This window comes from Synechococcus sp. RS9907, from assembly GCF_014279615.1.
Classification (GTDB): domain Bacteria; phylum Cyanobacteriota; class Cyanobacteriia; order PCC-6307; family Cyanobiaceae; genus Parasynechococcus.
Genome location: NZ_CP047944.1, coordinates 314,398 through 339,046 on the forward strand (window position 1 = coordinate 314,398; position 24,649 = coordinate 339,046).

Below are 24,649 nucleotides of genomic sequence, written 5' to 3' on the forward strand. Positions count from 1 at the left end.
CTTGCTCTGGGCCCTGACTAGCCTCAGGCCTCGATGGGGAGCGGGCGGAACGTGGGCGAATGGGAGCACCTGCAGCGCAACGTTGGTGAGTGGCGCGGCTGGTTCGACAGCCTGGACCGCACGCTTCAACGCACCAAGCGTCAGCCCTCCCTGCTCACGCTCGAACCGGCCCCTTCCGGTGTTCCACTCAATCTGACCCTGCTGCTCTGGCCTGAGGAAGCGGTATCGAGTTCTCCCCATCAACCGCCTGCCGGCGAGCCTGAAAAGCGGATCGTTCAAAGCTTCACGCGGCTGGATCCCGACATGGGGGTCTTCGGTACCGGCAGTTTTTCAAGGGGGACGCTGCACCGGTCCACCTGGACCAAGCTCTATGCCGAGTTCGGCTTCCTGCATCACCAACGCCGTCACCGCCTGGTGCTGCTTTGGGATGGTGCGGGGCAATTGGATCGGATCGTGCTGATCCGTGAGTTCCTCGCTGAAAGTTCAGCCCTGGAACGTCCACCCCTGGAGGCAGATCAGCTGATCGGCGACTGGCGTTGCGACCTTCCTTCGCCAGGGGACAACATCTGTTTTGCCGCAGACGATCTTGATCGCTGGATCTTTTTGCCGGATGGAGGAGCCTTTCTGGCGCCAGCGCAGATTGATTCCCACCAGCCCTTCAGCATCGAAGCGCTTTGGCTCTCGAGTGCGACGCGCCTCGAGCGCATTTCACGTCGCTATTCAGAACACGGTGCCCTGACCTCGGTGAACCATCAATTGCTCACCCGTTGAGGTTGGGTTGGCTACGGGGTGTTGCTTAAGTCAGCCCGGCCTCTGTTGCTGAAGGCAATGTCGAGAGTGCGCAGATAGGTGTGCAGGCCGGCATCCTGAATGGGCAGCACGTAGGCGTCGGCGCCGGATTCGTTGTGGTGGGAGTGCCAGTAGCCGGGCGGGGTCACGAAGGCTGCGCCGGCTGCCCAGTCTTCCCGGTGCCCATTGCGGATCATTCCGTTCTCATCCAGCTCGGTGCCGATCATCGTGTAGCAACCCGGTTGGCAGGCCACCGCAAAATCAAGGGCGATCGACTGGTGTCGGTGGGGCCGCTGCACCTGGCCTGCGGGGAGGATGCCCAACATGGCCCAGAGGGTGTGGGTGACGGTGCGCGTCTGAGGGAAGGTGTTGTTTCCCAACAGCACACTCACGCGATTGGCGTTGGCTCTGCGGGGATTGCTGGCGATGGCATCCAATTGCGCGCGAGCATCCTGGTGGCTGTAGAAGCAGGGTTCGAACACCGGTTTCACAGTGCTCACCCCCAGATAACGAAGCAAGGGGGCATCGTGCACCCAATACAGGCCTGCATGGGTGTCGCTGCTGTGAATGGCTTCACCGCCCGCCGGAAGCACGAACGTGTCTCCCTCGCTCCAGTGAAAAACCTGACCGCAGGCTTCAGTTTGCCCATGGCCTCGGGCCACGAAGAACAGCTGACTGGTCGCATCCGCATGGGTGCGCAGGGATCCATGATCCAGTCGGATGAAGTTGCCGCAGAGCGATGGACCGGTGGCCGGACCTTCGCAGTGCAAGTCGGCACTCAAATCAAGAGGTTGCAGGGCCGTTCCGGCTTGATCAAAAAAACTGGCCGAAAAGCTGCGGTAGGGGATCGTGCTGATCAGCCCCTGTTGCAGGGGATTGGCTGCTGAGGCGTAATCGAAGAACTGCGCCTGGGAACTGGTTGCCGTTGTCGCCCGTGGGGTGATGGTCATCGTTCCCTCCAGCAGCAGAACCATTGGATCGAGATCGCACCCTACGCGGTGGGCCTTCGTTCGCGTTTCAGCATCAGATAGACGGCAGGGACGGCAAACAGGGACAGCAACGAGGCCACCAGCAGTCCGCTGAACACCACGGTGCCAATGCTGACCCTGCTGGCGGCTCCCGTGCCCTGGGCAAAAAGAAGCGGCAGGAAACCCGCCAGGGATGTGACCGCTGTCAGCAGGATTGGGCGCATCCGGTTCACGGCTGCATCCACAACGGCCTCGCGCAGGGCCAGGCCTGCTGCCATCCGCTGGTTGGCGAATTCCACGATCAGAATTCCGTTCTTGGCCGCCAGGCTCACCAGCACCAGGAGTCCCATCTGGCCGTAAACATCCAGTGGAAGGCCTCGCAATTTCAAGCCGATCAGAGCTCCGAGCAGGGCCATCGGCACCGTGAGCAGGATGATCAACGGGTCAATAAAACTCTCGTAGAGAGCGGCCAGCAGCAGATAGACCACCGTCACGCCAAGGGCGAACAGCACCCAGGTCACCTGCCCAGCCCGTTGTTCCTCCAGCGCCAGGCCCGTGAAGGCCAGGCCGATGTTGCTGCCTCCAATGCGATCACCGGCCTGGGTGAGGGCATCGATGGCTTCACCGCTGCTCACCGTTGGCGCCGGGATGGCCGTGATCCGGATGGCCCGGTTGAGTCCGTAGTGGCGAATGTTGTTGACGCCCTCCTCGCGGGTCAGGCTTGCCACGCTGGCCACCGACACCAGCTCACCGCTGCGGTTGCGCACCATCAGCCCGGTGAGATCTTCCGGCCGACGCCGCTCGCTGCCTTCGAGCTGCAGAACAATCGAGCGGATTCGACCGTCGTCGTAGGTGTCATCGATGTAGCGGCCGCCGAAGGCGGTGCCGATCTCCCGCAGGGTTGCGCCGTAGTCAAGGTTGAGAGCAGCCAGTTGGTCGCGGTCGAGCTCCAGCCGCCAGCGGGGGAAGCTGGCATCAAAGCGGGAGCTCACCCGTTCAAATCGGTCCGTCGCCTTGGCCGTCTGGATGAAATCGTCGGCGACTTGGCCGAATTGCTCCAGGCTGAGTTGCCCTCCGCTGCGGTCCAGCAGTTCCAGCGAAAGTCCTGATTCACTGCTGAAGCCCCGCACGGTTGGTGGGGTGATCAGCACGACCCTGGCCTCACCAACCCGTTGCTGAATCTTGCGATTGAGACGGCGTTTGATGGCGTTGCTGCTCTGCTCTTTGCCAGGTCGATCCTTGCGTGGCTGGAGGCGCAGGTAAAACGAGCCACGGTCTTCTCCGCTCTGTCCGAAGGAGCTGCCGGCATAAAAGTTGCCGGTGCGCACCAGGGGCTCTTCGCTGACGACCCGTCGGATGTCGTCCATCACGGCCACGCTGCGCTCAAGGCTGGCGCCATCGGGGAGGGTGAAGTAGCCGCGGATCTGGCCTTGGTCGTCATCGGGGATGAACGCCGTTGGCATCACCGCCAAGCCTGAGGCCGTGATGACAAGGCCGCTCAGCAGCACAAGGGCAATGCGTCGCTTGTGCTGCAGCCAGTGCTCGAGTTGTTTGGCGTATTGGGATTGCAGGGTTTGCATGCCCTGCCGAAGCCAACGGCTGAGCTTGCCGATGGCCCCAGGAAGACGGCCGCCCCCTGGGTCCAACACCCGGGCGCAGGCCATTGGGGTGAAGCTGAGCGCATTCAGGGTGGAGAACAGGATCGCTCCGCTGATGGCCAGGGCGATCGGTTGATAGAGGCGTCCGATCGATCCAGGAATGAGCAGCACGGGCAGGAACACGGCTGCCAGCACCAATGAGGTGGCCACAACGGCCGTCGCCAACTCAGCCATGGCGTCTTCGGCCGCTCGTTCGGGGGGTGTGCCCCGTTCGATGCGTCCGGCGATGTCTTCACTCACGACGATGGCGTCATCCACAACGATCCCGGTGGCCAGCACCAGGCCAAACAGGATCAGGCTGTTGAGATTGGAACCGCTCAGTTTCACCAGGCTGAGGCTTCCCACCAGCGCCACCGGCACGGCAAGGCCAGGGATCAGGGCGAGACGCCAGCGGCCCAGAAACAGCACCAGCACCACCAGCACCAGCAGCACGGCATCGCGCAAGGTGATGAAGGTGCGATCGAGGTTGGCCTGAACCGTGTCGGCCACATCCACGATCATTGAGACCTCGATGCCCGGGGGAAAGCTTGCTTCCAACTGCTTCAGCTTGCGCTTGATCGCCCTGCTCACCTCCAGGGCATTGGCACCATCGCGCTGGTAGATCCCCACGGCCACCGAGCGCTCGCCAGCCAGATTCATGGCCTCGCGTCCGTAGTTGCGCTGTCCGAGGGCAACCCGTCCCACATCCTTCAGGCGCAGCAGCCCGCCGTTGTCGAGCCGGCGCAAGACGAGATTCTCGAAATCCGATTGGCTGCGAAGACGCCCTTCCGCTTCCACTGGAAGGCTCAGCACTTGGCCCGCTGGAACTGGGGCAGCCCCGATGCTGCCAACGGCAGCCAAAACGTTTTGTTCAGCCAGGGCTCGGCTGACATCGCCAAGGGTGAGGTTGGTCTGTTCGAGGCGTTGCGGATCCAACCAAAGGCGGTAAGAGAGTTCACTGCTGCCGAAGATCCGCACATCACCGATGCCTGGTGTGCTGAGCAGCGCGTCCCGCAGGGTCTGGTCCAGCCAACCCGTGAGAAAGGTGGGGACGTATTGATCCGGTGGGTGGCTGAAACCCAGGATCATCAACAGGTCTTCCGAGGAGCGCCGCACCTGGAGCCCCTGGCGCGTTACGGACTGAGGCAGCCGGCGGCTGGCCAGGTTCACCTCGTTCTGAACCTTGATCGCATTCAGCTCGGGATCACCCGCGTTGAAGCGCAACGAAATGCTGGCGCCGCCCTGCCTGCTGGTTGAGCTGATGCTTTCGACCCCTTCCAGGCCATTCAGCTGTTGTTCCAACACCCGGGTCACGCTCTGCTCCACCACCTCCGGTGAAGCCGCCGGGAAGCTGGCGCTCACACTCACGCGGGTGGGAGCGAGGGGCGGTAGATCCTCCAGTCCCAGGCCCAACAACGCCGTGCAGCCCGCCAAAAGGATCAGCAGGCTGCAGACGACCGTCAGAACCGGCCGCCGAAGAAACGGCTGGGAGATCGACCGCACCGGGGCGTCTCAAATGTGAATGAATCCTGCCAGGAAAAATCCCCCGATCACCTGGAATCAGGCAACCGGGGGATGAAAGGTTTTGGTCAGAGGGTTCAGTGAACTGCTTCAGCCGACGCTCCAGACACCAGCAGCGATCTTGAACAGTTCCTGCACGTGAACGGTGTTGCAGAGGAACCAGGCGAAAACGGCACCGCCGCAACCACCCAGCCAGAACCCACTGGTGAAGTCAGCCCAACCGGTGCGTGTGAACAGGTCGGCGGGGGGATTCTCAACCGTCACATCTGCGGGGGGGATGTTGGGTTGCTTGCCGGGCTGGTTGTAGAGCAGGAACAGCAGGCTGAGGATGTGCACGGCGCCGATGGCAGCCAGCAGCCCAGCTGTTTGCTGGTATTCCGTGGCACGCAGGGGACCACAGATGGTGAAGGGGCCGTAGAGCAGATAACCGAAGGCTGCACCGGTTTCCAGACCCCGGAAGTTCGGAGAAATTCCAGGGCGGTACAGGGGCAGGTTGTTGATCAGACCCTTGATGAAATAGCCGCTGTTGACGGGTGTCGCAAGGTTGCCGACGCAGGGATCAGCAGCAGGAGTGACGGTCATGAGGTACGAGTGCTGAGGGGTTGAAACGGTCCGCAGGTCGCGGTCACTCGGCAGCGGTGATCACTCGACCAACAAGGACGATGAACACTGCGGGGAACACGATTCCGGTGATGGGCACGAAAATCGCAGGCAGCCAGGCAGCAGCGAAATCTCCAGTCATGTCGAGGCCAAAAGCTTCGCAGCTACTGTAAGTAGGACCGTTCTGACGGCCTGCTTCAGGTCCCGACGGCGACATAAAAGTTCAATCCGCATGCAGAACGTTCTCCTCCCCGGTGCCGTCGTGCTGCTCACGGTGGTGCTCTGGTTGCGCAGGAAGCCGGTGAAGCCGATGCTTTCCAGCACGGATGCCAGCCGTGTCGCACAGATCAATCGTGCCCAGTTGGAACTGGTGATTGAGCCCGCTGCTGATGGGGAATCCGCCGATGCTTCTCTGGAGTCCTGGACGGCGCCGAGCAGTCCCTTGGAGCGTCTTGCCCTGGAGCGTCGTCTCAAGGCTGATATGGAGGCTGGACCCGAGGAGCGTTTGCGCGCTGTTCGTTTGGCTGCCCGATGGGGACACCGTTCGGCGCTGCCCCTGCTGCGCCAGGCGCTGCGGGACAGCGATGCGCGTGTGGTGGAAGCAGCTGCCGCTGCGATCGCACCGTTCCGCGGCGCGCCGGCCGCTGCCCCGATCCGTCAGCCGGCTCGGCCGCCGCGCAATGTTTCGCGGATGCGATAAATCGGGCGATCCTGGCTTTCGTGGTAGGTGCGGATCAGCAGTTCGCCCAGCAGTCCGAAGCAGAACAATTGAATGCCAGCCAAGCCAAGCACCACCGCCAGGGTGAGCAGTGGGCGATTGGCAATGTCGCCTCCCATCACCTTGATCACCAGCAGATAGGTGCTGGTGATCAGGCTGGCGGCGATGGCCAGGAGCCCCCCGAAGCCGAACACGTACATCGGCCGGGTCAGAAAACGCTTCATGAACCAGACGGTGAGCAGATCCATCAGCACGCGGAAGGTGCGATCGATCCCGTACTTGCTGCTGCCGAACTGACGCGCCCGGTGGTTCACCTTCACTTCGGTGATCCGTGCACCCTCGATGAAGGCCAGGGCGGGAAGAAAGCGATGCAGCTCCCCATAGAGCCGCATGTCTGAGAGCACCTCGCGGCGGTAGGCCTTGAGGGAGCAGCCGTAGTCATTCAGCGGCACACCGGTTACCCGGCCGATCAAGCGGTTGGCGATCCGGGAGGGAAGTTTGCGCTGGAGGGCGGCGTCCTGGCGCTGATGGCGCCAGCCACTGACGAGGTCGTACCCCTCTCGCAGTTTGGCCAGCAGCATGGGGATGTCGGCTGGATCGTTCTGCAGATCTCCATCGAGGCTGACGATCACCTCTCCGCCAGCTACATCAAACCCAGCCGCCATGGCTGCGGTTTGGCCATAGTTCTTGCGCAGCAGCACAGCCACCACTTCGGGCACTTCGGCGCTGAGCTGGGCCAGCACGTTCGCGGTGCGGTCGCTGGATCCGTCGTCGACCAGGACCAGCTCAAACGCCTCATCGCTTGGACGCAGTGCTGAAAGGAGCTGCTCAACCAGATGAGGCAGGCTTTCCTCTTCGTTGTACAGCGGCACCACCACCGAGAGATTCAGGGGTGCACTCATGCCGGTCGCGCTGCGAGTCGCTCAACTTAAGCAGGGGCCCGGTTCATCCGGCAGCCAGCGTCAGGAGAGATGCGATCCGTCATGGCAACGCACCACACGGCCTGCGCCGCGGAATTCAGCCCTGTAGTGGCAAGCCACCGGGTGTTGATCGCTGCTGTGCAAGCTGTCGATGCCGATCCCATTGCGCCCATGGTCCTGGCCTGAGCTGTGGCGGTAGCGGCCCTCGCCGAGATGGATCCCCACATGGGTGCAACGCCGCCGTGTGCCAAAAAACAGCAGATCTCCAGGGCGCAGCAGGCTGTGATCGTCGGGTAGAGCGGCAACAGGTTGGCAGAACCGCTCCTGTTGATAGGCATCTCGCGGAATCCAAATGTCCTGGCTGGCGAAGGCCATCTGCATCAGACCGGAACAATCCATGTCCGGTTCTGTGGTGCCTCCCCAGAGGTAGACATTGGGGCGCTGCTGGGCGGTTTCGCTCCAGGCGAGCACGCTGGGCAGACGTCGTTCAATCTCCGTCGCGCTCAGCGGCGACGGTCGCCAGGCTGCGCATCGCTCAGCTCGCCCCAGAACCGCCTCGAGTTCGAGCCAGCAGCGGTAGCCATCCTCCAGCAGCTGAACAGCGATCCTCTTGGGCTGCCTCTCCAGAATGCGAAAACGGCGTCCACGACAGGCCTGGGTGGTCAGACTCGCGCCGTCAGATCGCGAATAACCATTCACGTCAGTGCACAGCTGCCAACTGGAGCCTGTCTGAATCAGGTCCGGGGCCAGCAGGGTGCCTAACGTCGCCATGGCCCAATCGAATCGCTATGGCGTTCTACCGTCCCGATCCCGCCATGGCGGCTCGGCTTGAGGCGGCCCTCGATGGGCTCGATGCCGACGGTCGCCCGGGGCTGCGCAACAGCTTGGCGATCACCTGGGTGCGGTATGACGACGCTGCACCGGAGGCGGGTCAGGGCCGTGGTGCTTCCTGGAACCAAGACCGGATCCTCTACCCGGCCAGCGTGGTGAAGCTGTTCTATGCCGTCGCCGTTGAGCAGTGGCTGCAACGGGACCTGATCCCTGAGAGCGACGAATTGCGGCGCGCGATGCGTGACATGATCGCCGATTCCAGCAACGATGCCACGGGGCTTGTGGTGGATCTGCTCACAGGCACCACCAGCGGCCCTGCCCTCCATGGCGAACGCTGGGAGCTTTGGATGCAGCAGCGTCGCTTGATCAATGGTTGGTTGCAGAGCCTGGCCTGGCCGGAACTTGAGGCGGTGAATTGCTGCCAGAAGACCTGGGGTGATGGTCCCTATGGCCGGGAGAAAATGTTCTATGGGGCCGACAACGGCAACCGCAATGGCTTGTCCACGGTTGCGACAGCCCGGATGCTGGAGGCGGTGATGACCGGTGCGGTGGTGTCGCCACCGGCCTGTCGTCGGCTGCAGGGTCTGTTGCGGCGCTCGCTCGACCAAAAGCAGCGTCGCGCTGATCCTGAAAACCAGGTGGATGGCTTCCTCGGCGAAGGCCTACCTGAGGACGCTCTGCTGTGGAGCAAGGCCGGCTGGATGAGTCAGGCCCGTCATGACGCTGCTTGGTTCCAGGCGTCTGAACAGCAGCCGCCCAGCTTGCTGGTGGTGTTCACCACGGGGCCTGATCGTGCCAGGGACGCATCCCTTTTGCCGGAGCTGGCACGGCAACTCAACGTGTTCACCAGCTCAGAGGAGCCGGCGGATTGAGTTGATGGACTTGGAACGGAGAGGGAGGGATTCGAACCCTCGACAGAAGTTGCCTCCTGTAACTCCTTAGCAGGGAGCCGCTTTCAACCACTCAGCCACCTCTCCAGCGGCGCACCCAGAGTACCAAGTGCTGGGCAGGTGGTCAGACTTCAACGCGGGGCAGACGTCGTTTGAAACCACAGAGGATCTCCCAGGGAATCGAGCCGCAGTGGTTGCTCCAGCTTTGAGGGCTTAATTCCAGGTCGCCGTCCTGGCCCAGCAGAGTCACGATGTCGCCTTGCTCCAGCTCAGCTGCATCGGTGGCATCCAGCAGGAGCTGGTCCATGGTGATGGCTCCCACCTGAGGCAGCTGGCGATTGCGATGCAGGGCGTGAATGTGCCCGCTGAGGGACCGGAGCACACCATCGGCATAGCCGATCCCGACCACCGCAAGCCGCGTGGGGCGCTGGGTGATGAAGCGATGGCCGTAGCTGACTCCAGTGCCGGCGGGCACGTCGCGGATCAGGCTGACCCGGGCACGAACCGCCAGGGCGGGTTGCAGGGGAATGACGTTGCTCAGATGACTGGCGGGGGCATGGCCGTACAGGGCTAATCCAACGCGCACGAGGTCGTGGTGCAGCTCCCGGTTGAGCAGGGTCCCTGCCGAGTTGGCCAGATGGCGGGTGATGCCGGCACCCGCTTGGGGCAGGGCCGAGAGCATGCTCACGAAGCGCTCCTGCTGGAGGCTGGTCAAGGCATCGTTCGGCTCATCGGCACAGGCCAGGTGGCTGTAGATGCCCTCCAGATTGAGGTGTTCCAGGCTGTTCAGCTCCGCCGCGGTCTGATGTCCCTCGCTGAGGGAGCAGCCCAGCCGTGCCATGCCGGTGTCGATCTTCAATTGCACGTCGAAACATCGACCGCTGTCGGCAGCCAGAGCGTTGCAGAGCTGGGCATCCCTGAGGCTGCTCAGGGTGGGCATCAACCGCCAGTGCAGGCAGGTGCGCAGGTCGTCCGGTTCATTGAGGTTGCTGAGCAACAGCACTGGTGCTTCCAGCCCGGCTTGCCGCAGCTCAAGGCCTTCCTGCAGCGTGGCTACGCCAAGGCTGGTGGCTCCCCCCTGAAGGGCAGCCCGTGCCACCGTCTCCGCGCCGTGGCCGTAGCCATCGGCCTTCACCACCGCCATCAGTTGGGTGCGAGCACCGAGGTGTTGGCAGAGCGCCCTGGCGTTGGCCCGAATCGCTGCAGGTGAAACCTCCACCCAGGCGCGCTGACGTGGATTCAGCTCCGGAATCACAGGCGGTGCTCGGCGCTACCGAGACAGCTTCACATCGCCGATAGCATGACCATTATTGAGTGAGCTGGCATGGGCCAGGTTCTCGTTCTCAATGCGTCCTACGAGCCGCTCAATATCACCACCTGGAGACGGGCTGTGGTGATGATGCTGAAGGGCAAGGCCGAGAGTCTGGAACACGACCCCTGTCGGCAACTGCGTCAGGGCACCCACCTGCCAACGGTGATCCGCCTGCGCCAGTACGTTCGCGTTCCCTTTCGTCAGCTGCCCCTGACGCGTCGCAACCTCTTCCAGAGGGACAACCACACCTGCCAGTACTGCGGCAGTCGTGACAATCAGTTGTCCATCGACCATGTGATGCCCCGTAGTCGGGGAGGTGGCGACACCTGGGAGAACGTGACCACGGCTTGCCTCAGCTGCAATGTGCGCAAAGGCAATCGAACTCCAAAGGAAGCCGCCATGCCTCTGCGGCATGTGCCGCGGCGACCGGCCAGCAGCCTCAGTTTTGAGGCCCGGCGCCAGATCCATTCCGGTCATCACCAGGAATGGGCGAAGTACGTGATCGGTGCTTGACCGTCAGGCCTCGGCCTGATCGCTCAGCGCTTCCAGTTTCTGACGTTGCTCTTCGGCGATGCAGGCACCAATCAGGTCTTCTAGCTGGCCCTCCAACACAGGTTCCAGGGTGAAGTTTCGGCCCAGCCGGTGATCGGTGGTTCGGTTGTCTTTGTAGTTGTAGGTGCGGATTTTTTCGGAGCGGTCACCACTGCCCACTTGGGCGCGTCGGTCGCTGCTTTCGCGTTCTGCGGCAGCCGCCTGCTCCCGTTCCAACAATTTGGCGCGCAGGATCTCCAGGGCCCGTTCCCGGTTCTGCAGCTGGGAGCGTTCCTGGGTGCAGAACACGCGGATGCCCGTGGGTTTGTGGAGAAGGTCCACGGCTGTTTCCACCTTGTTGACGTTCTGCCCCCCAGCACCGCCTGAACGCGCGGTGCTGATGTCGAGATCCTTCGGGTCGAGCTGAACTTCCACGGCATCGGCTTCGGGCATCACGGCCACCGTGGCTGTTGAGGTGTGGACCCGACCCTGGGATTCCGTGGCCGGGACCCGTTGCACCCGATGCACTCCCGCTTCAAATTTCAGTTGGCTGTAGACGCTGTCGCCACGCACCGACAGGATCAGTTCGCGAAACCCGCCAAGGTCGGCCTCGGTGCAGCTGATGGATTGCACGGCCCAGCCCACTTTTTGGCTGTACCGCTCATACATCCGTGCTAAGTCACCGGCCCAGAGACAGGCCTCGTCGCCGCCTGCGCCGGCACGAATTTCCAGCATCACACTGCGCTCATCGCGGGGATCCCGCGGCAGCAGAGCCAGGGTGAGCCTCTCCGTCAGCGTTGCGTGCTGTTCCTGGAGGCTGGCCAACTCATCCTGCGCCAGTTCCTCCATTGCAGCGTCACCGCGACTGTCTTTCAGCAGCTGACGTGCGGAATCACGCTCGGATTCGAGCTTCTGGAGTTCCTCGAAGTCGAGCACGAGTGGCTCAAGTCTTGATCGCTCCCGTGCGATCGATTCAAGCCGCTTCGGATCAGCGGCCACATCAGGGTCAGCCAGCTGCCGCTCGAGGTTGCGGAAGCTGGCTGTGGCTGTTTCCAGCCGTGTGAACAAGGTCGAGGCGTCCATGCCCCGTTCTCACCCTCAGGCCTTGGACTCGGCCTTGGCAGAGTCGGCACCTTTTTTCTTGGTGCCCATGCCGTACTTCTTCATGAAGCGGTCCACACGCCCCTCGGTGTCGAGGATCTTCTGGGTGCCGGTGAAGAAGGGGTGGTTGCCGCTCCAGACGTCGACGTGGATCTCCGGCTGGGTGGCGCCTGTGGTCATGACCACTTCGCCGTTGCAGATCACCTTGGCGTCGGGATACCAGGTGGGATGAATGTCGGGCTTTGGCATCGGTAAAAAAATCAGCGCTTGGAGAACTGAGGAGCCTTACGGGCTTTCTTGAGGCCGTACTTGCGGCGTTCCTTGGCACGGGGGTCGCGGCTGAGGTGACCTTCCGTCTTCAGCGGCTTGCGGTTGTCGGCAGACAGTTCGCACAGGGCGCGGGCTGCACCTTGCTTGATGGCGCCGGACTGACCGGTGAGTCCACCACCGTGAACATTGACGAGGATGTCGTACTCGCTGCTGAGGCCGAGGGTCTCCAAGGGAGCCTTCACCGCTGCGATGTACGAGGGGTTGTAGTTCAGATAGTTGTCACCGGGACGACCATTGATGGTGATCGTTCCATTGCCGGGGACGAGACGAACACGGGCGACAGAGGTCTTGCGACGACCGGTGCCCCAGTAGACGACGGAGTTGTTGCTCATTGGGCGGATGCGGAGGGGTTGAGCTGAAGAGGCTGGGGCTTCTGAGCGGCGTGGGGATGCTCGGTGCCTTTGTAGACCTTGAGCTTGCGGAACATCTGGCGGCCCAGGGCGTTGTGGGGGAGCATGCCTTTGATGGCCTTCTCCACGATCCGCTCGGGGATCCGTTCCTGCAGAGCTTCGAAGGTTTCCACCTTCATGCCGCCGGGACGACCGGAGTGACGGCGGTACAGCTTCTGCTGGGGCTTACGGCCGGAGACTTTGATCTTCTCGGCGTTCACGACGACGACAAAATCACCGGTGTCCAGATGGGGGGTGAAGCTGGGGTTGTTCTTGCCACGCAGCACGGCGGCCACTTCAGTGGCCAGGCGGCCGAGGGTTTGATTCTCAGCGTCCACCACGTACCACTGGCGGTCGATCGAATCAATCGGGGGGAGAGAGGTCTTGTTCATCGCGCCGGCATGCCGGTTCGGTTATGTCCCGCCTGAAGAAGCGGAACTGGGCAAAGGGGTCGGTCCAGAACTGGACCTGACGGGGCTAAAGATCGAGCTTACTCTTCGGCCCTCCAGCTCCAGTGAGTTGGGCAGCTTTCGAAGTAGAGGCCCGTTTATCCCGGCGTTGAGGGTGGATCCGGTGGCGGATCGCTCTCGGCCAGAAAAAACCACGGCTGACAATCGTACCAGCCGGCTTTGGTGAAGATGGGCTCGGCATAGCCAGCCCGAAGCAGGCAGAGGCCCGTGGCCGGCGCCGCCTCTTTCACCTCATGGCGTCGTCGTTCCCTCCAGCGCTGTTCAAAGGCGGCAACACTGAGACGGTGCTCGCCAACGGCCACCAACTGGGCCATCAGCAGGCGAACCATGCCGTACAGAAAACCACTGGCCTGAATCTCAACCCGCAGTAGATCGCCTTGGCGCTCCACGAGCACCTCCTGCACGGTGGTTCGGGCATGGGCGCGACGGCTGCCTGCCTTCATGAAGGCGCTGAAGTCGTGCAGACCAAGCATGCTGCTCAAAGCGTCCCGCATACGGGACTCATCCAGCCTGTGTTGGTAACGGTGCCAGCTCCAGGGGCTTAAAAACAAATTGGGGCGGCGCCCGTTGTGAATCGTGTACCGGTACCGCCTGTAGGTGGCGGAGTAACAGGCATGCCAATCCAGGGGACGGGCGACGGATTCGCGCACACGAATGGTGCTCGGCAGGCGTCCGTTCAAGGCCGGGGCCCATTTGCGAGCTGGGATCGGCCCACTGCAGTCGAAGTGCACCACCTGACCGGCGGCATGAACGCCGGCATCGGTGCGACCGGCGGCAAAGGTCTGCACCGGTCGGTGCGGATCAAGCTGGGCGATGGCGTCCTCCAGCACGGCCTGAACACTGCGACCGTTGCGTTGGCGCTGCCACCCACAAAACGAAGAACCCTCGTACTGAAGGCTGAGTGCGATCCGCTGAAGGGACGCTGGCTCAGGACCTGCAGACGAGGGTTGGGTGTTCAAACGTCAGAACTGACGTGAGGTCTGATCAGACCAGTTCAATGATGGCCATCTCGGCGTTGTCGCCACGACGGGGAACGGTGCGGGTGATGCGGGTGTAGCCACCCTTGCGATCGCTATAGCGGTTGGGAGCCTTGTCGAAGAGGGCATGCACCAGCTGCTTGTCGTAGATGTAACCCATGGCCCGGCGACGGGAGGCGAGGCTGCCGTCCTTGGCCAGGGTGATCATGCGCTCGGCTTCGTCGCGAAGCGCTTTGGCCCGGGCCTTGGTGGTGGTGACCCGACCTTCGCGAATCAGCTGGGTGGTCAGGGCGCGCAGCATTGCCTTGCGCTGGTCAGCTGGACGTCCCAGCTGAGGAACTCGGCATTGATGACGCATGGTTCTGTCGGTGACGAAGACGAAAAAGGACGTTCAGGCCGTTCTGCAGTTATGCAGAAGTGCGGCTCTGGGGGATGGAGATGCCGATGCGCTCGAGGGCTTCGATCACTTCATCAGCGGATTTGGAACCGAAGTTCTTGATCTCCAGAAGATCCTCGTAGCTGAAGCCCATCAGGTCAGACACGGAGTTGACCTGGGCCCGCTTGAGGCAGTTGTAGGCGCGAACCGAAAGGTTCAGTTCCTCAAGAGGAATCTGTGCTTCCGCCGAGGGCTCGGGTTCAGCAGGAACTTCCTCCACGAGAGTGACCGTGGCCAGCGGCTGGAACAGCTCAATCAACTGATTGGCTGATTGAGCCAGGGCGTCGTCGGGGGTCATGGAGCCGTCGGTGACGATCTCCATCCGCAGGCGCTCGCGGGCCGAACCGCCTTCGGCAACGGCGGTTTCGTCGATGCTGAAGTTGACCCGGGTCACGGGCATGAACACGGCATCGATCTGGAGCAGATCGATGGCACTGGTTTCTTCGTTGTGACGATCCACCGGGCGATAGCCAACGCCGCGCTCGACGTGCACTTCCAGCTCGAGGCTGTGGCCGTCGGCAACGGTGGCGATCGGACGATCGGCGTCCACCACCTGCACCTGAGAGGAGAACTGAAGATCTCCGGCCTTCACTTCAGCGGGACCAGCCACCACGAGACGACCGATCTCGAGTTCGGCTGAACGGCTGTTGACGGTGAGCTCCTTGCAGTTCAGCAGGATGTCGAGAACGTCTTCACGGACCCCAGGAACCGTGGCGTATTCGTGATTGACACCGGCAATCCGGATTGCGGTGACAGCACTGCCTTCCAGCCCACCCATCAGCACGCGGCGCAGCGCGTTGCCCAGGGTCGTGGCCTGGCCACGCTCGAGGGGACCGATCAGGAAAACGCCGGACTGGGCGCGATCCTCGGCCACCTGATGCTCAATGCGATCAATCTGGTACTGCAACACGGTCTGAATCGGGGTAAGGGGAGAAACCGGACGGAAATCAGCTCGGTTCAGACGCGGCGGCGCTTGGGCCGGCGGCAACCGTTATGGGGCAGGGGGGTGACGTCGCGAATCAGGGTGATTTCGAGGCCAGCAACCTGGAGAGCCCGGATGGCGGTCTCACGGCCTGAGCCAGGACCCCTCACCAGCACTTCGATCTGACGCATGCCTTGGTCAAGGGCGCGACGTGCTGCTGCTTCTGCAGCGGTTTGAGCCGCGAAGGGGGTGCCTTTGCGAGCACCTTTGAAGCCACTGGCACCTGCAGACGACCAGGAGATCACCTCACCGGCGGTGTCGGTGATGGACACGATGGTGTTGTTGAAGGTGCTCTGGATGTGAGCGACGCCGTTCGGGACGTTGCGCTTGGCCTTCTTGGGGCCGGATTTTTTGACGGTTTTAGCCATGGCCGTATGCAGTCAGGGATAAGGATGTAGAGGACTTACTTCTTCTTGCCGGCCACAGTTTTCCGCGCACCGCGGCGGGTGCGGGCGTTGGTGCGGGTGCGTTGGCCACGAACGGGAAGGCTCATGCGGTGGCGACGGCCACGGACGCAGCCGATGTCCTGCAGGCGCTTGAGGGCCATGCCCTCCTGACGGCGCAGATCGCCTTCGAGGGTGTATTCCTCCATGGCGTTGCGGAGCTTCTGAAGATCTCCGTCCTCCAGATCTTTCACCCGGATGTCGGGGTTCACGCCGGTTTTGGCCAGGATGGCCTGTGAGCGGGTGAGACCAACTCCGTAGATGTAGGTGAGGGACACTTCGATCCGCTTGTCGCGGGGAATGTCAACGCCGGCGATCCGTGCCACGTTCGTTTAGTTGAAAAGGACAGATGCCTCCGAAGTCCTGGAGGCGAGGAATGTTTCAGAACAGCGGGGGATCAGCCCTGGCGCTGTTTGTGCTTGGGGTTGGCGCAAATGACCATGACCTTGCCGTGGCGACGGATCACCCGGCACTTGTCACACATTTTTTTCACTGAGCTGCGCACCTTCATGAGGCGTGGCTCTCCAAATTTCCAAACGGCAACGTTACCATGCCGGTCAACCGAGAACGGACTCGATCCGCTTGGTGATCTCCTCGACTGTGCCCTGGGCGGGGACGGAAACCAGGAGACCCTTGTCGCTGTAGAAGCGAATCAGGGGTGCGGTTTTCTCGCGGTAAACCTCCAGGCGATTGCGGATCACCGCTTCGTTGTCGTCGGCGCGACCGCGGGCCAACAGCCGTTCAATCAAAACGGCGTCATCCAGCTCCAGCAGAACCACGGCCTGGATGGGTTGCTGCAATTCGGCCAGCAGGGGTTCGAGGGCTTCAGCCTGGGGCACCGTGCGCGGGAACCCATCAAGCAGCCAGCCATCGGTGGTGAGAGCCTTCATCTGGCTTTCCACAATCGCCAGCACAAGGGCGTCGCTCACCAGTTCGCCGCGGTTCATCACCGCTTCAGCTTCTTTGCCCAGATCGCTGCCGGCTGCGACTTCAGAGCGCAGCAGATCGCCTGTGGACAGATGCTTCATGCTGTTGGCATCGCACAGCCGAGCGGCCTGGGTGCCTTTGCCTGCTCCGGGAGGGCCAAGAAAGAGCAAACGATTTTTCATGGTTGCGTAAGCGTGAGGTGACGTAAACGGAAGGTGCGCTGCCCAGCAGCGCTCACTGGCGAACGAGGCCTTCGTAGCGTTGTGAGATCACATAGGTCTGCACCTGCTTGGCCGTGTCGATGGCCACACCGACAAGGATCAGCAGTGATGTGGCGCCAAGCCCCTGGAAGGTCTGCACATTCGTGGCGCGTTCGACGGCCGCGGGAATGATGGCGACAGCGCCGAGGAACAGACCACCCAGCAAGGTGAGGCGGTTCTGGACTCCTGAGAGATAAGTGGCCGTGGCGCTGCCGGGGCGAACGCCTGGAATTGCCACACCACCCCGTTTCAGGTTGGTGGCAATGTCAGCGGGATTCACCGTGAGCGAGGCATAGAAATAAGAGAAGCCCAGGATCAATGCAAAAAATGTGAGTGCGTATGGCCAGGGGTTCGCTGCCCCAGGATTCAGGGCACTGGCCGCACGGATCAACCACTCACTCTTGGTGAGGTTGGCGATGGTGACCGGCAGGAAAATCAGGGCTGAAGCGAAAATGATCGGCATCACACCTCCGGCATTCAGCTTGAGCGGCAGATAGCTCTGACGCGTGGGGAGCACACCTGCTCCACCCACCTGGCGCTTGGCGCTGACGATGGGGATACGGCGAGCTCCCTCCTGCACGAAGATGATTCCAACGATCGTGGCCAGGAACACCAGCGCCAGAACAATGATGCCCAGCACGGTGTCACGGTCACCGGTTTGAGCGGCTTCGATCGTGGCGCCGAGGGTACGCGGCAGGGTGGCGACGATGTTCAGAAAAATCACCAGGGAAGCCCCCTGGCCGATGCCCCGCTCCGTGATCACTTCACTCAGCCACATCACCACCATCGAGCCGGTCACCAGGGCCAGTGCCGTCTGCACCACAAAGGTCACTTCGCTCAGACCTTCCACGGCGTATTGGCGCAGGATCATGGCGAAGACGACGCTCTGGACTAGACCCCAACCGAGCGCCACATAACGGGTGATCTGGGCGATCTTGCGTCGGCCAGCCTCGCCTTCATTCTTCTGGAGGTCTTCCAGCTGCGGCAGCGCTGCGGTCAGCAACTGGAGGATGATCGAGGCGTTGATGAAAGGCAGGATCCCCAGGGCAAAGATGCCCAGGGTGGAGATCCCGCCGCCGGTGAAGATGTCGAGAAAACCGATCAGCTGTCCGCCTTGATCGATGAATTGCTTGAACGCTTCCCGATCGATTCCGGGCATTGGGATGTAGATCCCAAGACGCACCAACAACAGCAGGCCGAGTGTGGTGAGCACGCGACTGCGGAGGCCAGGGTTGGTGATCAGCTGGCCGATCACTTCGGAGGCGTTGGGGTTGCGACCCCGACTGACGAGCATGTCCGGAAGAAAGTGAAGTTGGGCGAAAAGCCAAGAAGCCGCCCGTGGATCGAAATCCAGCGGACGGCTCAGACCCTAGGGCTGACTTGGGGACGAGCCCTTAATTAGTCGAGGATTTCGCAGGTTCCGCCTGCGGCTTCGATCTTGGTGCGGGCCGAGGCGGTGAACGCCGCGGCTTGCACTGTCAGCTTTTTGGCTTTCAGTTCACCGTTGCCGAGCATCTTCAGAGGATGCTTGGGGCTGGTCACGATGCCGTCCTTGACCAGGGAATCCAAGTTGACAGTGCTGCCGTCCTTCAGGTCGTTCAACGCAGAAACGTTGAGCACGGTGAAGAACTTGGGATTCACCAGAGGGAAGTGCTTCAGCTTCGGCACCCGGCGGTACAGAGGCATTTGGCCACCCTCGAAGCCGGGGCGCGTGGGGCGACCCGAACGGGATTTCTGGCCGCGCATACCGAAGCCGCAGCTGGCACCCTGACCAGCGGCGATGCCGCGGCCCTTGCGCAATTTGCGGCGACGAGCGCCCTTGTTGGATTTGAGGGAATCGAGTCGGAGAGTCATCGCGAATCAGGAATAGATCTGTTCGAGGGAGATTCCCCGTTCCTTCGCCGTCTCCTTGTGGGTGCGGAGAAGCGACAGGGCCACCATGGCAGCCCGTGCATTGTTCAGGGGGGTCTTGCTGCCCAGGCGCTTGGCCAGGACATTCTTGATGCCGGCGAGTTCGAGCACTGTGCGGATGGAACCGCCAGCGATCACACCGGTACCAGGGGCTGCAGGGCGGATGAGCACGCTGGCAGCACCATCACGACCATTGGAGAGGGTCGGAATGGAGTTGTGGCGGGTCAACGGCACTTTGACGAGGTGTTTCTTGCCATCGGCAACACCCTTGCGGACGGCACCGATCACATCACCGGCCTTGCCGACACCAACGCCGACCTGGCCTTTCTCGTTGCCGACAACCACGATGGCCCGGAAGCTCATCTTCTTACCGCCTTTCACGGTCTTGGAGACGCGGCGGATCTGAACCACGCGCTCTTGCCATTCGGAATCGCGTTCCTGGCCGCGACGGCCACCACGCCGGTCGCCACGACGACCATCACGGTCGCCACGGCCGCGGCGCTGTTCCTGTTGCTGCTGCCCTTCGGCTGCCGCTGGAACGTCGGCCGCACCCGGCACGGCGTTGGGATTGGATTGGGGGGAGGAATCTGTCATGGGTTGAGCAGGAATCAGAACTGAAGGCCCGCTTCCCGGGCGGCATCGGCGAGGGCTTTAATCCGGCCGTGGTACAGATTTCCGCCGCGGTCGAACACCACCTGCTGGATGCCTTTGGCGATGGCGCGCTTGGCGACGAGTTCGCCGACGGCGACAGAGGCGTCGCAGCTGCCAGCCGGAGCCTTGAGGCCGGCGCGCAGCTCCTTGTCAACGGTGGAGGCGGAGCAGAGTGTGCTCTGGGCCGCGTCGTCGATGACCTGGGCGTAGATGTGGTTGTTGGAGCGGAACACGGCCAGACGCGGACGGTCTGAGGTTCCGGTGATGTGACGACGCAGACGCCGGTGGCGTTTTTGCGTCTGCTGTTTGCGGGACAGTTGGGACATGGTGGGTGAAGGGAAGGAACGTCAGGACAAGGCTTATTTCTTGCCGGACTTGCCTGCCTTGCGCAGGATGCGCTCGCCCTCGTACTTGATGCCTTTGCCCTTGTAGGGCTCGGGGGGACGGATGGCGCGGACCTTGGCGGCTTCGTTGCCCACCAGCTCCTTGTCGATGCCGGAGACGATCACCTTGGTGTTGTTCTCCACCTTGAAGGTGATGCCTTCAGGGGCTTCCATCTCGACGGGGTGGCTGTAGCCAGCACTCACCACGAGAGTTTTGCCTTTGACCTGGGCACGGGAGCCCACACCAACAATCTCCAGGGCCTTGCTGTAGCCGTTGTTGACACCCTCGATCATGTTGGCGACGAGGGTGCGGCTCAGGCCGTGGCGCTCACGGGAGATGCGCTTGGTGCTCGTGGGGGAAACCACAATGGTGTTGTTGTCCTGGCTGACGCTGACGCCTTCAGGGAGGGTGCGCTCCAGTTCGCCTTTGGGGCCTTTCACCTTGACGGTGAGACCGTCGAGGGAAACCGTGACCTTTTCAGGGACGGGAACGGGGTTTTTGCCGATTCGTGACATGGTTCAGCTCCGGATCAGTAGACGTAACAGAGCACTTCGCCACCGACGCCCTCACGACGGGCATCGCGGTCGCTCATCACACCCTTGGAGGTGGAGATGATCGCCACGCCCAGTCCGCCGAGGACCTTGGGCAGTGCGCGAGTGTTCTTGTAGATGCGGAGACCGGGCTTGCTGACCCGCTGCATGGAGCGGATGGTGGGCAGCCTGTGCTTGCCGCTGTACTTGAGGGCGAGCACCAGTTCGGTGCGAACGCCTTCACCCTGCTCGCTGATTTCGGAGATGAAGCCTTCCTGCTGCAGCACCTTGGCGATGCTGCGGGTCATCCGCGAAGCGGGGATCTTGGTGGATTCGTGACGTTTCTCACTCGCATTGCGAATGCGGGTGAGCATGTCGGAAATGGGGTCGTGGTTGGCCATAGGTGTCGACGGGGAGGGCTCAGTTGCTCTGGAACGGCATTCCCATCTCGCGGAGGAGGGCCCGGCCCTCTTCGTCCGAACGGGCAGTGGTCACGATGGTGATGTCCATGCCCCGGATCGCATCGATCTTGTCGAAGGAGATCTCAGGGAAAATGATCTGTTCGCGCACCCCAAGGGTGTAGTTGCCGCGGCCATCGAAACTCTTGGGGCTGACCCCGCGGAAGTCGCGGATGCGGGGCAGCGCAAGGTTGATCAGGCGCTCGAGGAAGGCATACATCCGATCACCACGGAGGGTGACGGCACAGCCGATTGGCATGCCCTGCCGAATCTTGAAGCCGGCGATGGCTTTTTTGGCACGGGTCACAACGACCTTCTGGCCGGTGATCTGCGCCAGCTCATTCACCGAAGCCTCGAGGGACTTGGCATTGGCGGCGGCTTCGCCGAGACCCCGGTTGACGGTGACTTTCACCACCTTGGGGACTTCATGGATGTTGGTGAGGGAGAGATCCTTCTGCAGCTTGGGCTGGATGGTCTCCCGGTAGCGCTTCTTGAGTGACATAACGGGTTGGGGTGCTTCTGGGCGTGGTCAGAAGTCGGGATCAGTCGAGGACTTCACCGGTTTTCTTCAGCCGGCGCTTCTTGGTGCCGTCCTTCTCGACGACGATTTCAACGCGGCTTGCCACCTTTTTGGCGGTGGAATACAGCATCACGTTGGAGGCATGCAGGGAGGCTTCCTCCGTCACGATGCGGCCCGTCTCGCCCTCCTGGGTGGGCTTTTCGTGGCGGGTGCGCATGTTCACGCCCTCCACGACGACACGGTTTTCGTTGGGCAGGGTGCGCAGAACGGCGCCGGTCTTGCCCTTGTCCTTGCCGGCGATCACCTGAACGGTGTCGCCCTTGCGGATGCGCATCTTGATGCGCTCGGTGGCCTTGGCCTTGGTGGTTGCAGTCGCCATGGTCAGATCACCTCCGGAGCGAGGGACACGATTTTGGTGAAGCTGCGGTCACGCAGCTCACGGGCCACCGGTCCGAAGACGCGGGTGCCTTTCGGGTTTTTATCGTCGTTGATGATGACGGCGGCGTTGTCGTCGAAACGGATCGAGTTTCCGGTTTCACGACGCATGGTGGCTTTGGTGCGCACCACAACGGCCTTCACCACGTCGGACTTTTTGACGCCCATGTTGGGGGCGGCATCCTTCACGGCGGCAACGATCACGTCGCCCACGTGGGCATAGCGACGGTTGGTGCCGAGGACGCGAATGCACTGAATGCGCTTGGCGCCGCTGTTGTCGGCAACGGTGAGATAGGACTCCTGCTGGATCACTGCTTCACCTCCTGAGCTTCAGCCTTGTTGGCTTCCTCAGCTGCAGCTTTCGGGCTGTGGCTGAGAACCTCGGCGATGGCCCACCGCTTTTGGCGGCTCATCGGACGGGTTTCAGTGATGCGAACGCGGTCACCGACGCGACAGGTGTTGTCTTCGTCGTGAGCCTTGTAACGGGTGGTACGGCTGACCGTCTTTTGATAGATGGGGTGTGGGAAGCGGCTTTCCACCGCGACCACCACCGTTTTTTCCATCTTGTCGCTGACGACGGTGCCGATCCTTTCCTTGACTGCCATGGTTACGGAGTGGGGGATCAGGAGGCGGTGGAGCGCTGGCGCTCCGACTGCACCGTCAGCAGCTGGGCCAGCTTGATGCGGACCTCTTTGAAACGGTGCGTGTTAGCGAGCTGGCGGGTGGCCTGCTGGAAACGGAGTTGGAACAGCTCGCGGCGCAGGCCGTCGATCTGTTCGTTGATGTCCGAATCGGACAGGCTGCGCACATCGGCGGCGTTGGGACGGGCCATGGTCAGGACTCCACGGTGACGGCTTCAGAAGCTGCCGGAGCCTTGGCACCAGCTGACTTCTCCTGCTCATCCAGTTGGATGAACTTGGTCTTCACGGGAAGCTTGTACTGCGCGAGGCGCATGGCTTCCCTGGCGATTTCGGGGGTGATTTCATCACCGCCCATCTCGAACAGGATCCGGCCGGGCTTGATCACCGCCACCCAGAATTCTGGGTTGCCCTTACCGGAACCCATCCGGGTTTCGGCAGCGCGCATGGTGACCGGCTTGTCGGGGAAGATCCGGATCCAGATTTTCCCGCCACGCTTGACGTAGCGGGTCATGGCACGACGGCTGGCCTCGATCTGGCGCGAGGTGATCCAGCCACATTCCTGTGCCTGCAGCGCGAATTGTCCGAAGGCGATGGTGTTGCCCCGGGTGGCGACGCCGCGCATGCGGCCTCGCTGCTGCTTACGGAATTTGACGCGTTTTGGACTCAGCATGGTTCAGGCCTCCTGTTCAACCCTCGTTTGAGCGGTCTTCGAACTGTTGGGGCCGACGGCTGGCCCGGCGCCGGGGGGCGGCACCCACCGGCATGGGCTGAGCCTGTTCGCTCAGCACTTCGCCCTTGAACACCCAAACCTTGATGCCGAGCACGCCGTAGGTCGTGCTGGCCACCTTGGTGGCGTAGTCGATGTCGGCACGCAGGGTGTGCAGGGGCACCCGACCCTCGCGGGTCCATTCCGTCCGGGCGATCTCAGCACCGTTCAGGCGACCGGAGACCTGGATCTTCAGACCCAGAACGCCGGCACGCTGAGCGCGCTGCACAGCCATGCGGATGGTGCGGCGGAAGGCCACACGCTTCTCCAGTTGTTGGGCGATGTACTCGGCAAGGAGGAAGGCATCACCGTCGACGCGTTCAACCTCGACAACATTGATCCGCACCTGACGACTGGAGTCGCCGATGGTCTTCTGAATGCCGGAGCGAAGCTCTTCGATGCCGCTGCCTTGACGGCCGACCAGCACGCCGGGGCGTGCGGTCTTGAGTTCAACTTCCAGTTGATCGGCCTTACGGGCGATCAGCACATCGCTGATGCCGGCGGAGCCGTACTTCTTGTGGATGAACTTGCGAATCCGGTCGTCCTCCTGGAGGAGGGCCGGATAGTTCTTGCTGGAGGCGTACCAGCGTGACCGGTGTTCCTGGGTGATCCCCAGGCGCAGACCGGTTGGGTTGATTTTGTGTCCCATTGGGTCAGAGTCCTCGGGGGTCAGGAATCGGTCTGAGCCGCCACAGCAATGCTGATGTGGCAGGTCTGTTTCTTGATCTGGTAAGCCCGGCCCTGGGCGCGGGGGCGATAGCGCTTCATGGAGGGGCCCATGTCAGCGGTCGCGCTCGAGATCACCAGAGATGAGGGGTCGAGACCGAGGTTGTGCTCAGCGTTGGCCACCGCAGACCGGAGCACCTTGGTGATCGGGCCGGTGGAGCGGTAGGGCATGAACTCGAGCATGATCAGCGCGTCGCGATAGGTGCGGCCACGGATTTGGTCGAGCACACGGCGCACCTTCGACACGGAGCCTCGGATGAAGCGACCGTGAGCCTGGGCGGTGGGTGCCGTTTGGGTTGACGATGTCATGGTTTAGCGGCCTCCTTTCTTGTCTCTGATGTGGCCCTTGAAGGTGCGGGTGGGAGCGAACTCTCCCAGCTTGTGGCCCACCATCTGCTCGGTGATGAACACCGGCACATGGGTGCGGCCGTTGTGAACCGCGATCGTGTGGCCGATCATCATCGGCAGGATCGTGGAGGCCCGTGACCAGGTCTTGATCACAGACTTGTCGTCGTTGTCGTTCTGCTTTTCAACCTTGCGAAGCAGGCTGTCGGCAATAAACGGACCTTTTTTGAGTGAACGTCCCATAACGGTT

The 24,649-nt window shown here is 62.2% G+C and carries 37 protein-coding genes and 1 tRNA gene; 4 read left to right on the forward strand and 34 right to left on the reverse strand.

The window, feature by feature from the left end:
* Positions 1–51 precede the first annotated feature (51 nt).
* On the forward strand, positions 52–771 hold the full coding sequence (locus SynRS9907_RS01590) for a DUF3598 family protein (protein WP_255445952.1): 720 nt from the start codon (positions 52–54) through the stop codon (positions 769–771).
* 11 nt (positions 772–782) lie between these two features.
* Here SynRS9907_RS01590 and SynRS9907_RS01595 read toward each other — a convergent pair whose 3' ends face one another.
* The 4 genes from SynRS9907_RS01595 to SynRS9907_RS01610 all read right to left on the reverse strand — a co-directional run bounded on the left by SynRS9907_RS01595 (position 783) and on the right by SynRS9907_RS01610 (position 5,657).
* Entirely contained in the window at positions 783–1,739 is a 957-nt protein-coding gene (locus tag SynRS9907_RS01595; RefSeq protein ID WP_188021615.1) for a cupin, read from the reverse strand.
* 41 nt (positions 1,740–1,780) lie between these two features.
* Positions 1,781–4,897, reverse strand: coding sequence for an efflux RND transporter permease subunit (locus SynRS9907_RS01600; RefSeq protein WP_188021616.1), 3,117 nt, complete (start codon positions 4,895–4,897; stop codon positions 1,781–1,783).
* Between the two features lie 108 nt (positions 4,898–5,005).
* A complete protein-coding gene (locus SynRS9907_RS01605) occupies positions 5,006–5,497 on the reverse strand; it encodes a photosystem I reaction center protein subunit XI (protein WP_011363361.1) in 492 nt (163 codons plus the stop codon).
* Positions 5,498–5,540: 43 nt separating this feature from the next.
* The gene (locus SynRS9907_RS01610) at positions 5,541–5,657 is read right to left on the reverse strand and encodes a photosystem I reaction center subunit VIII (RefSeq protein ID WP_006851672.1); all 117 of its coding nucleotides are present in this window, start codon (positions 5,655–5,657) and stop codon (positions 5,541–5,543) included.
* Between the two features lie 90 nt (positions 5,658–5,747).
* On the opposite strand from SynRS9907_RS01610, the gene SynRS9907_RS01615 reads away from it, so the two are divergent.
* On the forward strand, positions 5,748–6,215 hold the full coding sequence (locus SynRS9907_RS01615; protein WP_115080413.1) for a HEAT repeat domain-containing protein: 468 nt from the start codon (positions 5,748–5,750) through the stop codon (positions 6,213–6,215).
* Here SynRS9907_RS01615 and SynRS9907_RS01620 read toward each other — a convergent pair.
* Complete coding sequence (locus SynRS9907_RS01620) at positions 6,173–7,135, reverse strand: glycosyltransferase family 2 protein (RefSeq protein WP_188021617.1); 963 nt, start codon at positions 7,133–7,135, stop codon at positions 6,173–6,175. The two genes, SynRS9907_RS01615 and SynRS9907_RS01620, sit on opposite strands and share 43 nt — an antisense overlap.
* A 60-nt stretch (positions 7,136–7,195) precedes the next feature.
* Complete coding sequence (locus SynRS9907_RS01625; protein ID WP_188021618.1) at positions 7,196–7,924, reverse strand: C40 family peptidase; 729 nt, start codon at positions 7,922–7,924, stop codon at positions 7,196–7,198.
* Positions 7,925–7,941: 17 nt separating this feature from the next.
* On the opposite strand from SynRS9907_RS01625, the gene SynRS9907_RS01630 reads away from it, so the two are divergent.
* Positions 7,942–8,856, forward strand: coding sequence for a serine hydrolase (locus tag SynRS9907_RS01630; protein ID WP_188021619.1), 915 nt, complete (start codon positions 7,942–7,944; stop codon positions 8,854–8,856).
* A 16-nt stretch (positions 8,857–8,872) separates the two neighbouring features.
* Here SynRS9907_RS01630 and SynRS9907_RS01635 read toward each other — a convergent pair.
* A tRNA-Ser gene (locus SynRS9907_RS01635) sits at positions 8,873–8,961 on the reverse strand.
* A 37-nt stretch (positions 8,962–8,998) separates the two neighbouring features.
* Positions 8,999–10,129 carry an alanine racemase gene (alr, locus tag SynRS9907_RS01640; protein WP_188021620.1) on the reverse strand — a complete coding sequence of 377 codons (1,131 nt, stop codon included), beginning with the start codon at positions 10,127–10,129 and terminating at the stop codon, positions 8,999–9,001.
* Positions 10,130–10,198: 69 nt separating this feature from the next.
* On the opposite strand from alr, the gene SynRS9907_RS01645 reads away from it, so the two are divergent.
* Complete coding sequence (locus SynRS9907_RS01645; protein ID WP_188021621.1) at positions 10,199–10,699, forward strand: HNH endonuclease; 501 nt, start codon at positions 10,199–10,201, stop codon at positions 10,697–10,699.
* Positions 10,700–10,702: 3 nt separating this feature from the next.
* Here SynRS9907_RS01645 and prfA read toward each other — a convergent pair whose 3' ends face one another.
* The 26 genes from prfA to rpsS all read right to left on the reverse strand — a co-directional run bounded on the left by prfA (position 10,703) and on the right by rpsS (position 24,642).
* Positions 10,703–11,800 carry a peptide chain release factor 1 gene (gene prfA, locus SynRS9907_RS01650; RefSeq protein ID WP_114987239.1) on the reverse strand — a complete coding sequence of 366 codons (1,098 nt, stop codon included), beginning with the start codon at positions 11,798–11,800 and terminating at the stop codon, positions 10,703–10,705.
* A 15-nt stretch (positions 11,801–11,815) separates the two neighbouring features.
* Positions 11,816–12,067, reverse strand: a complete 252-nt coding sequence (rpmE, locus tag SynRS9907_RS01655) for a 50S ribosomal protein L31 (RefSeq protein WP_006851595.1) — start codon at positions 12,065–12,067, stop codon at positions 11,816–11,818.
* 11 nt (positions 12,068–12,078) lie between these two features.
* A complete protein-coding gene (gene rpsI, locus SynRS9907_RS01660; protein WP_006849745.1) occupies positions 12,079–12,480 on the reverse strand; it encodes a 30S ribosomal protein S9 in 402 nt (133 codons plus the stop codon).
* Positions 12,477–12,929 (reverse strand): 50S ribosomal protein L13, encoded by a 453-nt coding sequence (gene rplM / locus SynRS9907_RS01665; protein WP_114987243.1) that lies wholly within the window; start codon positions 12,927–12,929, stop codon positions 12,477–12,479. Before rplM ends, rpsI begins: the two co-directional genes overlap by 4 nt.
* 155 nt (positions 12,930–13,084) lie before the next feature.
* Entirely contained in the window at positions 13,085–13,966 is an 882-nt protein-coding gene (gene truA, locus SynRS9907_RS01670; RefSeq protein WP_188021622.1) for a tRNA pseudouridine(38-40) synthase TruA, read from the reverse strand.
* Between the two features lie 25 nt (positions 13,967–13,991).
* On the reverse strand, positions 13,992–14,342 hold the full coding sequence (rplQ, locus tag SynRS9907_RS01675; protein ID WP_006851925.1) for a 50S ribosomal protein L17: 351 nt from the start codon (positions 14,340–14,342) through the stop codon (positions 13,992–13,994).
* Positions 14,343–14,391: 49 nt separating this feature from the next.
* Complete coding sequence (locus SynRS9907_RS01680) at positions 14,392–15,330, reverse strand: DNA-directed RNA polymerase subunit alpha (protein ID WP_188022310.1); 939 nt, start codon at positions 15,328–15,330, stop codon at positions 14,392–14,394.
* Positions 15,331–15,377: 47 nt separating this feature from the next.
* Positions 15,378–15,770 carry a 30S ribosomal protein S11 gene (gene rpsK / locus SynRS9907_RS01685; RefSeq protein WP_006850182.1) on the reverse strand — a complete coding sequence of 131 codons (393 nt, stop codon included), beginning with the start codon at positions 15,768–15,770 and terminating at the stop codon, positions 15,378–15,380.
* Between the two features lie 35 nt (positions 15,771–15,805).
* Positions 15,806–16,171, reverse strand: coding sequence for a 30S ribosomal protein S13 (gene rpsM / locus SynRS9907_RS01690; protein ID WP_006850466.1), 366 nt, complete (start codon positions 16,169–16,171; stop codon positions 15,806–15,808).
* Between the two features lie 71 nt (positions 16,172–16,242).
* Positions 16,243–16,356 carry a 50S ribosomal protein L36 gene (rpmJ, locus tag SynRS9907_RS01695; RefSeq protein ID WP_006850859.1) on the reverse strand — a complete coding sequence of 38 codons (114 nt, stop codon included), beginning with the start codon at positions 16,354–16,356 and terminating at the stop codon, positions 16,243–16,245.
* A 46-nt stretch (positions 16,357–16,402) separates the two neighbouring features.
* Positions 16,403–16,954: an adenylate kinase gene (locus tag SynRS9907_RS01700; protein WP_188021623.1), complete on the reverse strand. Its 552-nt coding sequence runs from the start codon at positions 16,952–16,954 to the stop codon at positions 16,403–16,405.
* A 52-nt stretch (positions 16,955–17,006) separates the two neighbouring features.
* Positions 17,007–18,326, reverse strand: coding sequence for a preprotein translocase subunit SecY (gene secY / locus SynRS9907_RS01705; protein WP_188021624.1), 1,320 nt, complete (start codon positions 18,324–18,326; stop codon positions 17,007–17,009).
* Between the two features lie 104 nt (positions 18,327–18,430).
* Positions 18,431–18,886, reverse strand: coding sequence for a 50S ribosomal protein L15 (gene rplO, locus SynRS9907_RS01710; protein ID WP_115010467.1), 456 nt, complete (start codon positions 18,884–18,886; stop codon positions 18,431–18,433).
* A gap of 6 nt (positions 18,887–18,892) precedes the next feature.
* The gene (rpsE, locus tag SynRS9907_RS01715) at positions 18,893–19,537 is read right to left on the reverse strand and encodes a 30S ribosomal protein S5 (RefSeq protein WP_011363379.1); all 645 of its coding nucleotides are present in this window, start codon (positions 19,535–19,537) and stop codon (positions 18,893–18,895) included.
* 14 nt (positions 19,538–19,551) lie between these two features.
* Positions 19,552–19,920 carry a 50S ribosomal protein L18 gene (rplR, locus tag SynRS9907_RS01720; RefSeq protein WP_114987264.1) on the reverse strand — a complete coding sequence of 123 codons (369 nt, stop codon included), beginning with the start codon at positions 19,918–19,920 and terminating at the stop codon, positions 19,552–19,554.
* 33 nt (positions 19,921–19,953) lie between these two features.
* Positions 19,954–20,493 carry a 50S ribosomal protein L6 gene (gene rplF, locus SynRS9907_RS01725; RefSeq protein ID WP_188021625.1) on the reverse strand — a complete coding sequence of 180 codons (540 nt, stop codon included), beginning with the start codon at positions 20,491–20,493 and terminating at the stop codon, positions 19,954–19,956.
* A gap of 14 nt (positions 20,494–20,507) precedes the next feature.
* Positions 20,508–20,909 carry a 30S ribosomal protein S8 gene (rpsH, locus tag SynRS9907_RS01730; protein WP_188021626.1) on the reverse strand — a complete coding sequence of 134 codons (402 nt, stop codon included), beginning with the start codon at positions 20,907–20,909 and terminating at the stop codon, positions 20,508–20,510.
* A 19-nt stretch (positions 20,910–20,928) separates the two neighbouring features.
* The gene (gene rplE, locus SynRS9907_RS01735) at positions 20,929–21,468 is read right to left on the reverse strand and encodes a 50S ribosomal protein L5 (RefSeq protein ID WP_006851706.1); all 540 of its coding nucleotides are present in this window, start codon (positions 21,466–21,468) and stop codon (positions 20,929–20,931) included.
* Positions 21,469–21,508: 40 nt separating this feature from the next.
* A complete protein-coding gene (gene rplX, locus SynRS9907_RS01740; protein WP_115022793.1) occupies positions 21,509–21,865 on the reverse strand; it encodes a 50S ribosomal protein L24 in 357 nt (118 codons plus the stop codon).
* Positions 21,866–21,867: 2 nt separating this feature from the next.
* Positions 21,868–22,233, reverse strand: a complete 366-nt coding sequence (rplN, locus tag SynRS9907_RS01745) for a 50S ribosomal protein L14 (RefSeq protein ID WP_114987269.1) — start codon at positions 22,231–22,233, stop codon at positions 21,868–21,870.
* Positions 22,230–22,526: a 30S ribosomal protein S17 gene (rpsQ, locus tag SynRS9907_RS01750; RefSeq protein ID WP_006850241.1), complete on the reverse strand. Its 297-nt coding sequence runs from the start codon at positions 22,524–22,526 to the stop codon at positions 22,230–22,232. Before rpsQ ends, rplN begins: the two co-directional genes overlap by 4 nt.
* Before the next feature lie 17 nt (positions 22,527–22,543).
* Entirely contained in the window at positions 22,544–22,753 is a 210-nt protein-coding gene (gene rpmC / locus SynRS9907_RS01755; protein ID WP_115010469.1) for a 50S ribosomal protein L29, read from the reverse strand.
* A gap of 2 nt (positions 22,754–22,755) precedes the next feature.
* Complete coding sequence (gene rplP, locus SynRS9907_RS01760; RefSeq protein ID WP_038551198.1) at positions 22,756–23,232, reverse strand: 50S ribosomal protein L16; 477 nt, start codon at positions 23,230–23,232, stop codon at positions 22,756–22,758.
* 16 nt (positions 23,233–23,248) lie between these two features.
* Positions 23,249–23,977, reverse strand: coding sequence for a 30S ribosomal protein S3 (gene rpsC, locus SynRS9907_RS01765; protein ID WP_011363386.1), 729 nt, complete (start codon positions 23,975–23,977; stop codon positions 23,249–23,251).
* 20 nt (positions 23,978–23,997) lie between these two features.
* Entirely contained in the window at positions 23,998–24,363 is a 366-nt protein-coding gene (gene rplV, locus SynRS9907_RS01770) for a 50S ribosomal protein L22 (RefSeq protein ID WP_114987273.1), read from the reverse strand.
* Positions 24,364–24,366: 3 nt separating this feature from the next.
* On the reverse strand, positions 24,367–24,642 hold the full coding sequence (gene rpsS, locus SynRS9907_RS01775) for a 30S ribosomal protein S19 (RefSeq protein WP_006849645.1): 276 nt from the start codon (positions 24,640–24,642) through the stop codon (positions 24,367–24,369).
* Between the last annotated feature and the right edge of the window lie 7 nt (positions 24,643–24,649).

Bases quoted from the DNA above. Each gene is read 5' to 3' on its own strand.
- SynRS9907_RS01595 (WP_188021615.1), bottom strand. From the start codon at position 1,739: ATGACCATCACCCCACGGGCGACAACGGCAACCAGTTCCCAGGCGCAG.
- SynRS9907_RS01605 (WP_011363361.1), bottom strand. From the start codon at position 5,497: ATGACCGTCACTCCTGCTGCTGATCCCTGCGTCGGCAACCTTGCGACA.
- SynRS9907_RS01610 (WP_006851672.1), bottom strand. From the start codon at position 5,657: ATGACTGGAGATTTCGCTGCTGCCTGGCTGCCTGCGATTTTCGTGCCC.
- SynRS9907_RS01615 (WP_115080413.1), top strand. From the start codon at position 5,748: ATGCAGAACGTTCTCCTCCCCGGTGCCGTCGTGCTGCTCACGGTGGTG.
- SynRS9907_RS01620 (WP_188021617.1), bottom strand. From the start codon at position 7,135: ATGAGTGCACCCCTGAATCTCTCGGTGGTGGTGCCGCTGTACAACGAA.
- SynRS9907_RS01625 (WP_188021618.1), bottom strand. From the start codon at position 7,924: ATGGCGACGTTAGGCACCCTGCTGGCCCCGGACCTGATTCAGACAGGC.
- SynRS9907_RS01630 (WP_188021619.1), top strand. From the start codon at position 7,942: ATGGCGTTCTACCGTCCCGATCCCGCCATGGCGGCTCGGCTTGAGGCG.
- SynRS9907_RS01645 (WP_188021621.1), top strand. From the start codon at position 10,199: ATGGGCCAGGTTCTCGTTCTCAATGCGTCCTACGAGCCGCTCAATATC.
- prfA (WP_114987239.1), bottom strand. From the start codon at position 11,800: ATGGACGCCTCGACCTTGTTCACACGGCTGGAAACAGCCACAGCCAGC.
- rpmE (WP_006851595.1), bottom strand. From the start codon at position 12,067: ATGCCAAAGCCCGACATTCATCCCACCTGGTATCCCGACGCCAAGGTG.
- rpsI (WP_006849745.1), bottom strand. From the start codon at position 12,480: ATGAGCAACAACTCCGTCGTCTACTGGGGCACCGGTCGTCGCAAGACC.
- rplM (WP_114987243.1), bottom strand. From the start codon at position 12,929: ATGAACAAGACCTCTCTCCCCCCGATTGATTCGATCGACCGCCAGTGG.
- rplQ (WP_006851925.1), bottom strand. From the start codon at position 14,342: ATGCGTCATCAATGCCGAGTTCCTCAGCTGGGACGTCCAGCTGACCAG.
- rpsK (WP_006850182.1), bottom strand. From the start codon at position 15,770: ATGGCTAAAACCGTCAAAAAATCCGGCCCCAAGAAGGCCAAGCGCAAC.
- rpmJ (WP_006850859.1), bottom strand. From the start codon at position 16,356: ATGAAGGTGCGCAGCTCAGTGAAAAAAATGTGTGACAAGTGCCGGGTG.
- SynRS9907_RS01700 (WP_188021623.1), bottom strand. From the start codon at position 16,954: ATGAAAAATCGTTTGCTCTTTCTTGGCCCTCCCGGAGCAGGCAAAGGC.
- secY (WP_188021624.1), bottom strand. From the start codon at position 18,326: ATGCTCGTCAGTCGGGGTCGCAACCCCAACGCCTCCGAAGTGATCGGC.
- rplO (WP_115010467.1), bottom strand. From the start codon at position 18,886: ATGACTCTCCGACTCGATTCCCTCAAATCCAACAAGGGCGCTCGTCGC.
- rpsE (WP_011363379.1), bottom strand. From the start codon at position 19,537: ATGACAGATTCCTCCCCCCAATCCAATCCCAACGCCGTGCCGGGTGCG.
- rplR (WP_114987264.1), bottom strand. From the start codon at position 19,920: ATGTCCCAACTGTCCCGCAAACAGCAGACGCAAAAACGCCACCGGCGT.
- rplF (WP_188021625.1), bottom strand. From the start codon at position 20,493: ATGTCACGAATCGGCAAAAACCCCGTTCCCGTCCCTGAAAAGGTCACG.
- rpsH (WP_188021626.1), bottom strand. From the start codon at position 20,909: ATGGCCAACCACGACCCCATTTCCGACATGCTCACCCGCATTCGCAAT.
- rplE (WP_006851706.1), bottom strand. From the start codon at position 21,468: ATGTCACTCAAGAAGCGCTACCGGGAGACCATCCAGCCCAAGCTGCAG.
- rplX (WP_115022793.1), bottom strand. From the start codon at position 21,865: ATGGCGACTGCAACCACCAAGGCCAAGGCCACCGAGCGCATCAAGATG.
- rpsQ (WP_006850241.1), bottom strand. From the start codon at position 22,526: ATGGCAGTCAAGGAAAGGATCGGCACCGTCGTCAGCGACAAGATGGAA.
- rpmC (WP_115010469.1), bottom strand. From the start codon at position 22,753: ATGGCCCGTCCCAACGCCGCCGATGTGCGCAGCCTGTCCGATTCGGAC.
- rplP (WP_038551198.1), bottom strand. From the start codon at position 23,232: ATGCTGAGTCCAAAACGCGTCAAATTCCGTAAGCAGCAGCGAGGCCGC.
- rpsC (WP_011363386.1), bottom strand. From the start codon at position 23,977: ATGGGACACAAAATCAACCCAACCGGTCTGCGCCTGGGGATCACCCAG.
- rplV (WP_114987273.1), bottom strand. From the start codon at position 24,363: ATGACATCGTCAACCCAAACGGCACCCACCGCCCAGGCTCACGGTCGC.
- rpsS (WP_006849645.1), bottom strand. From the start codon at position 24,642: ATGGGACGTTCACTCAAAAAAGGTCCGTTTATTGCCGACAGCCTGCTT.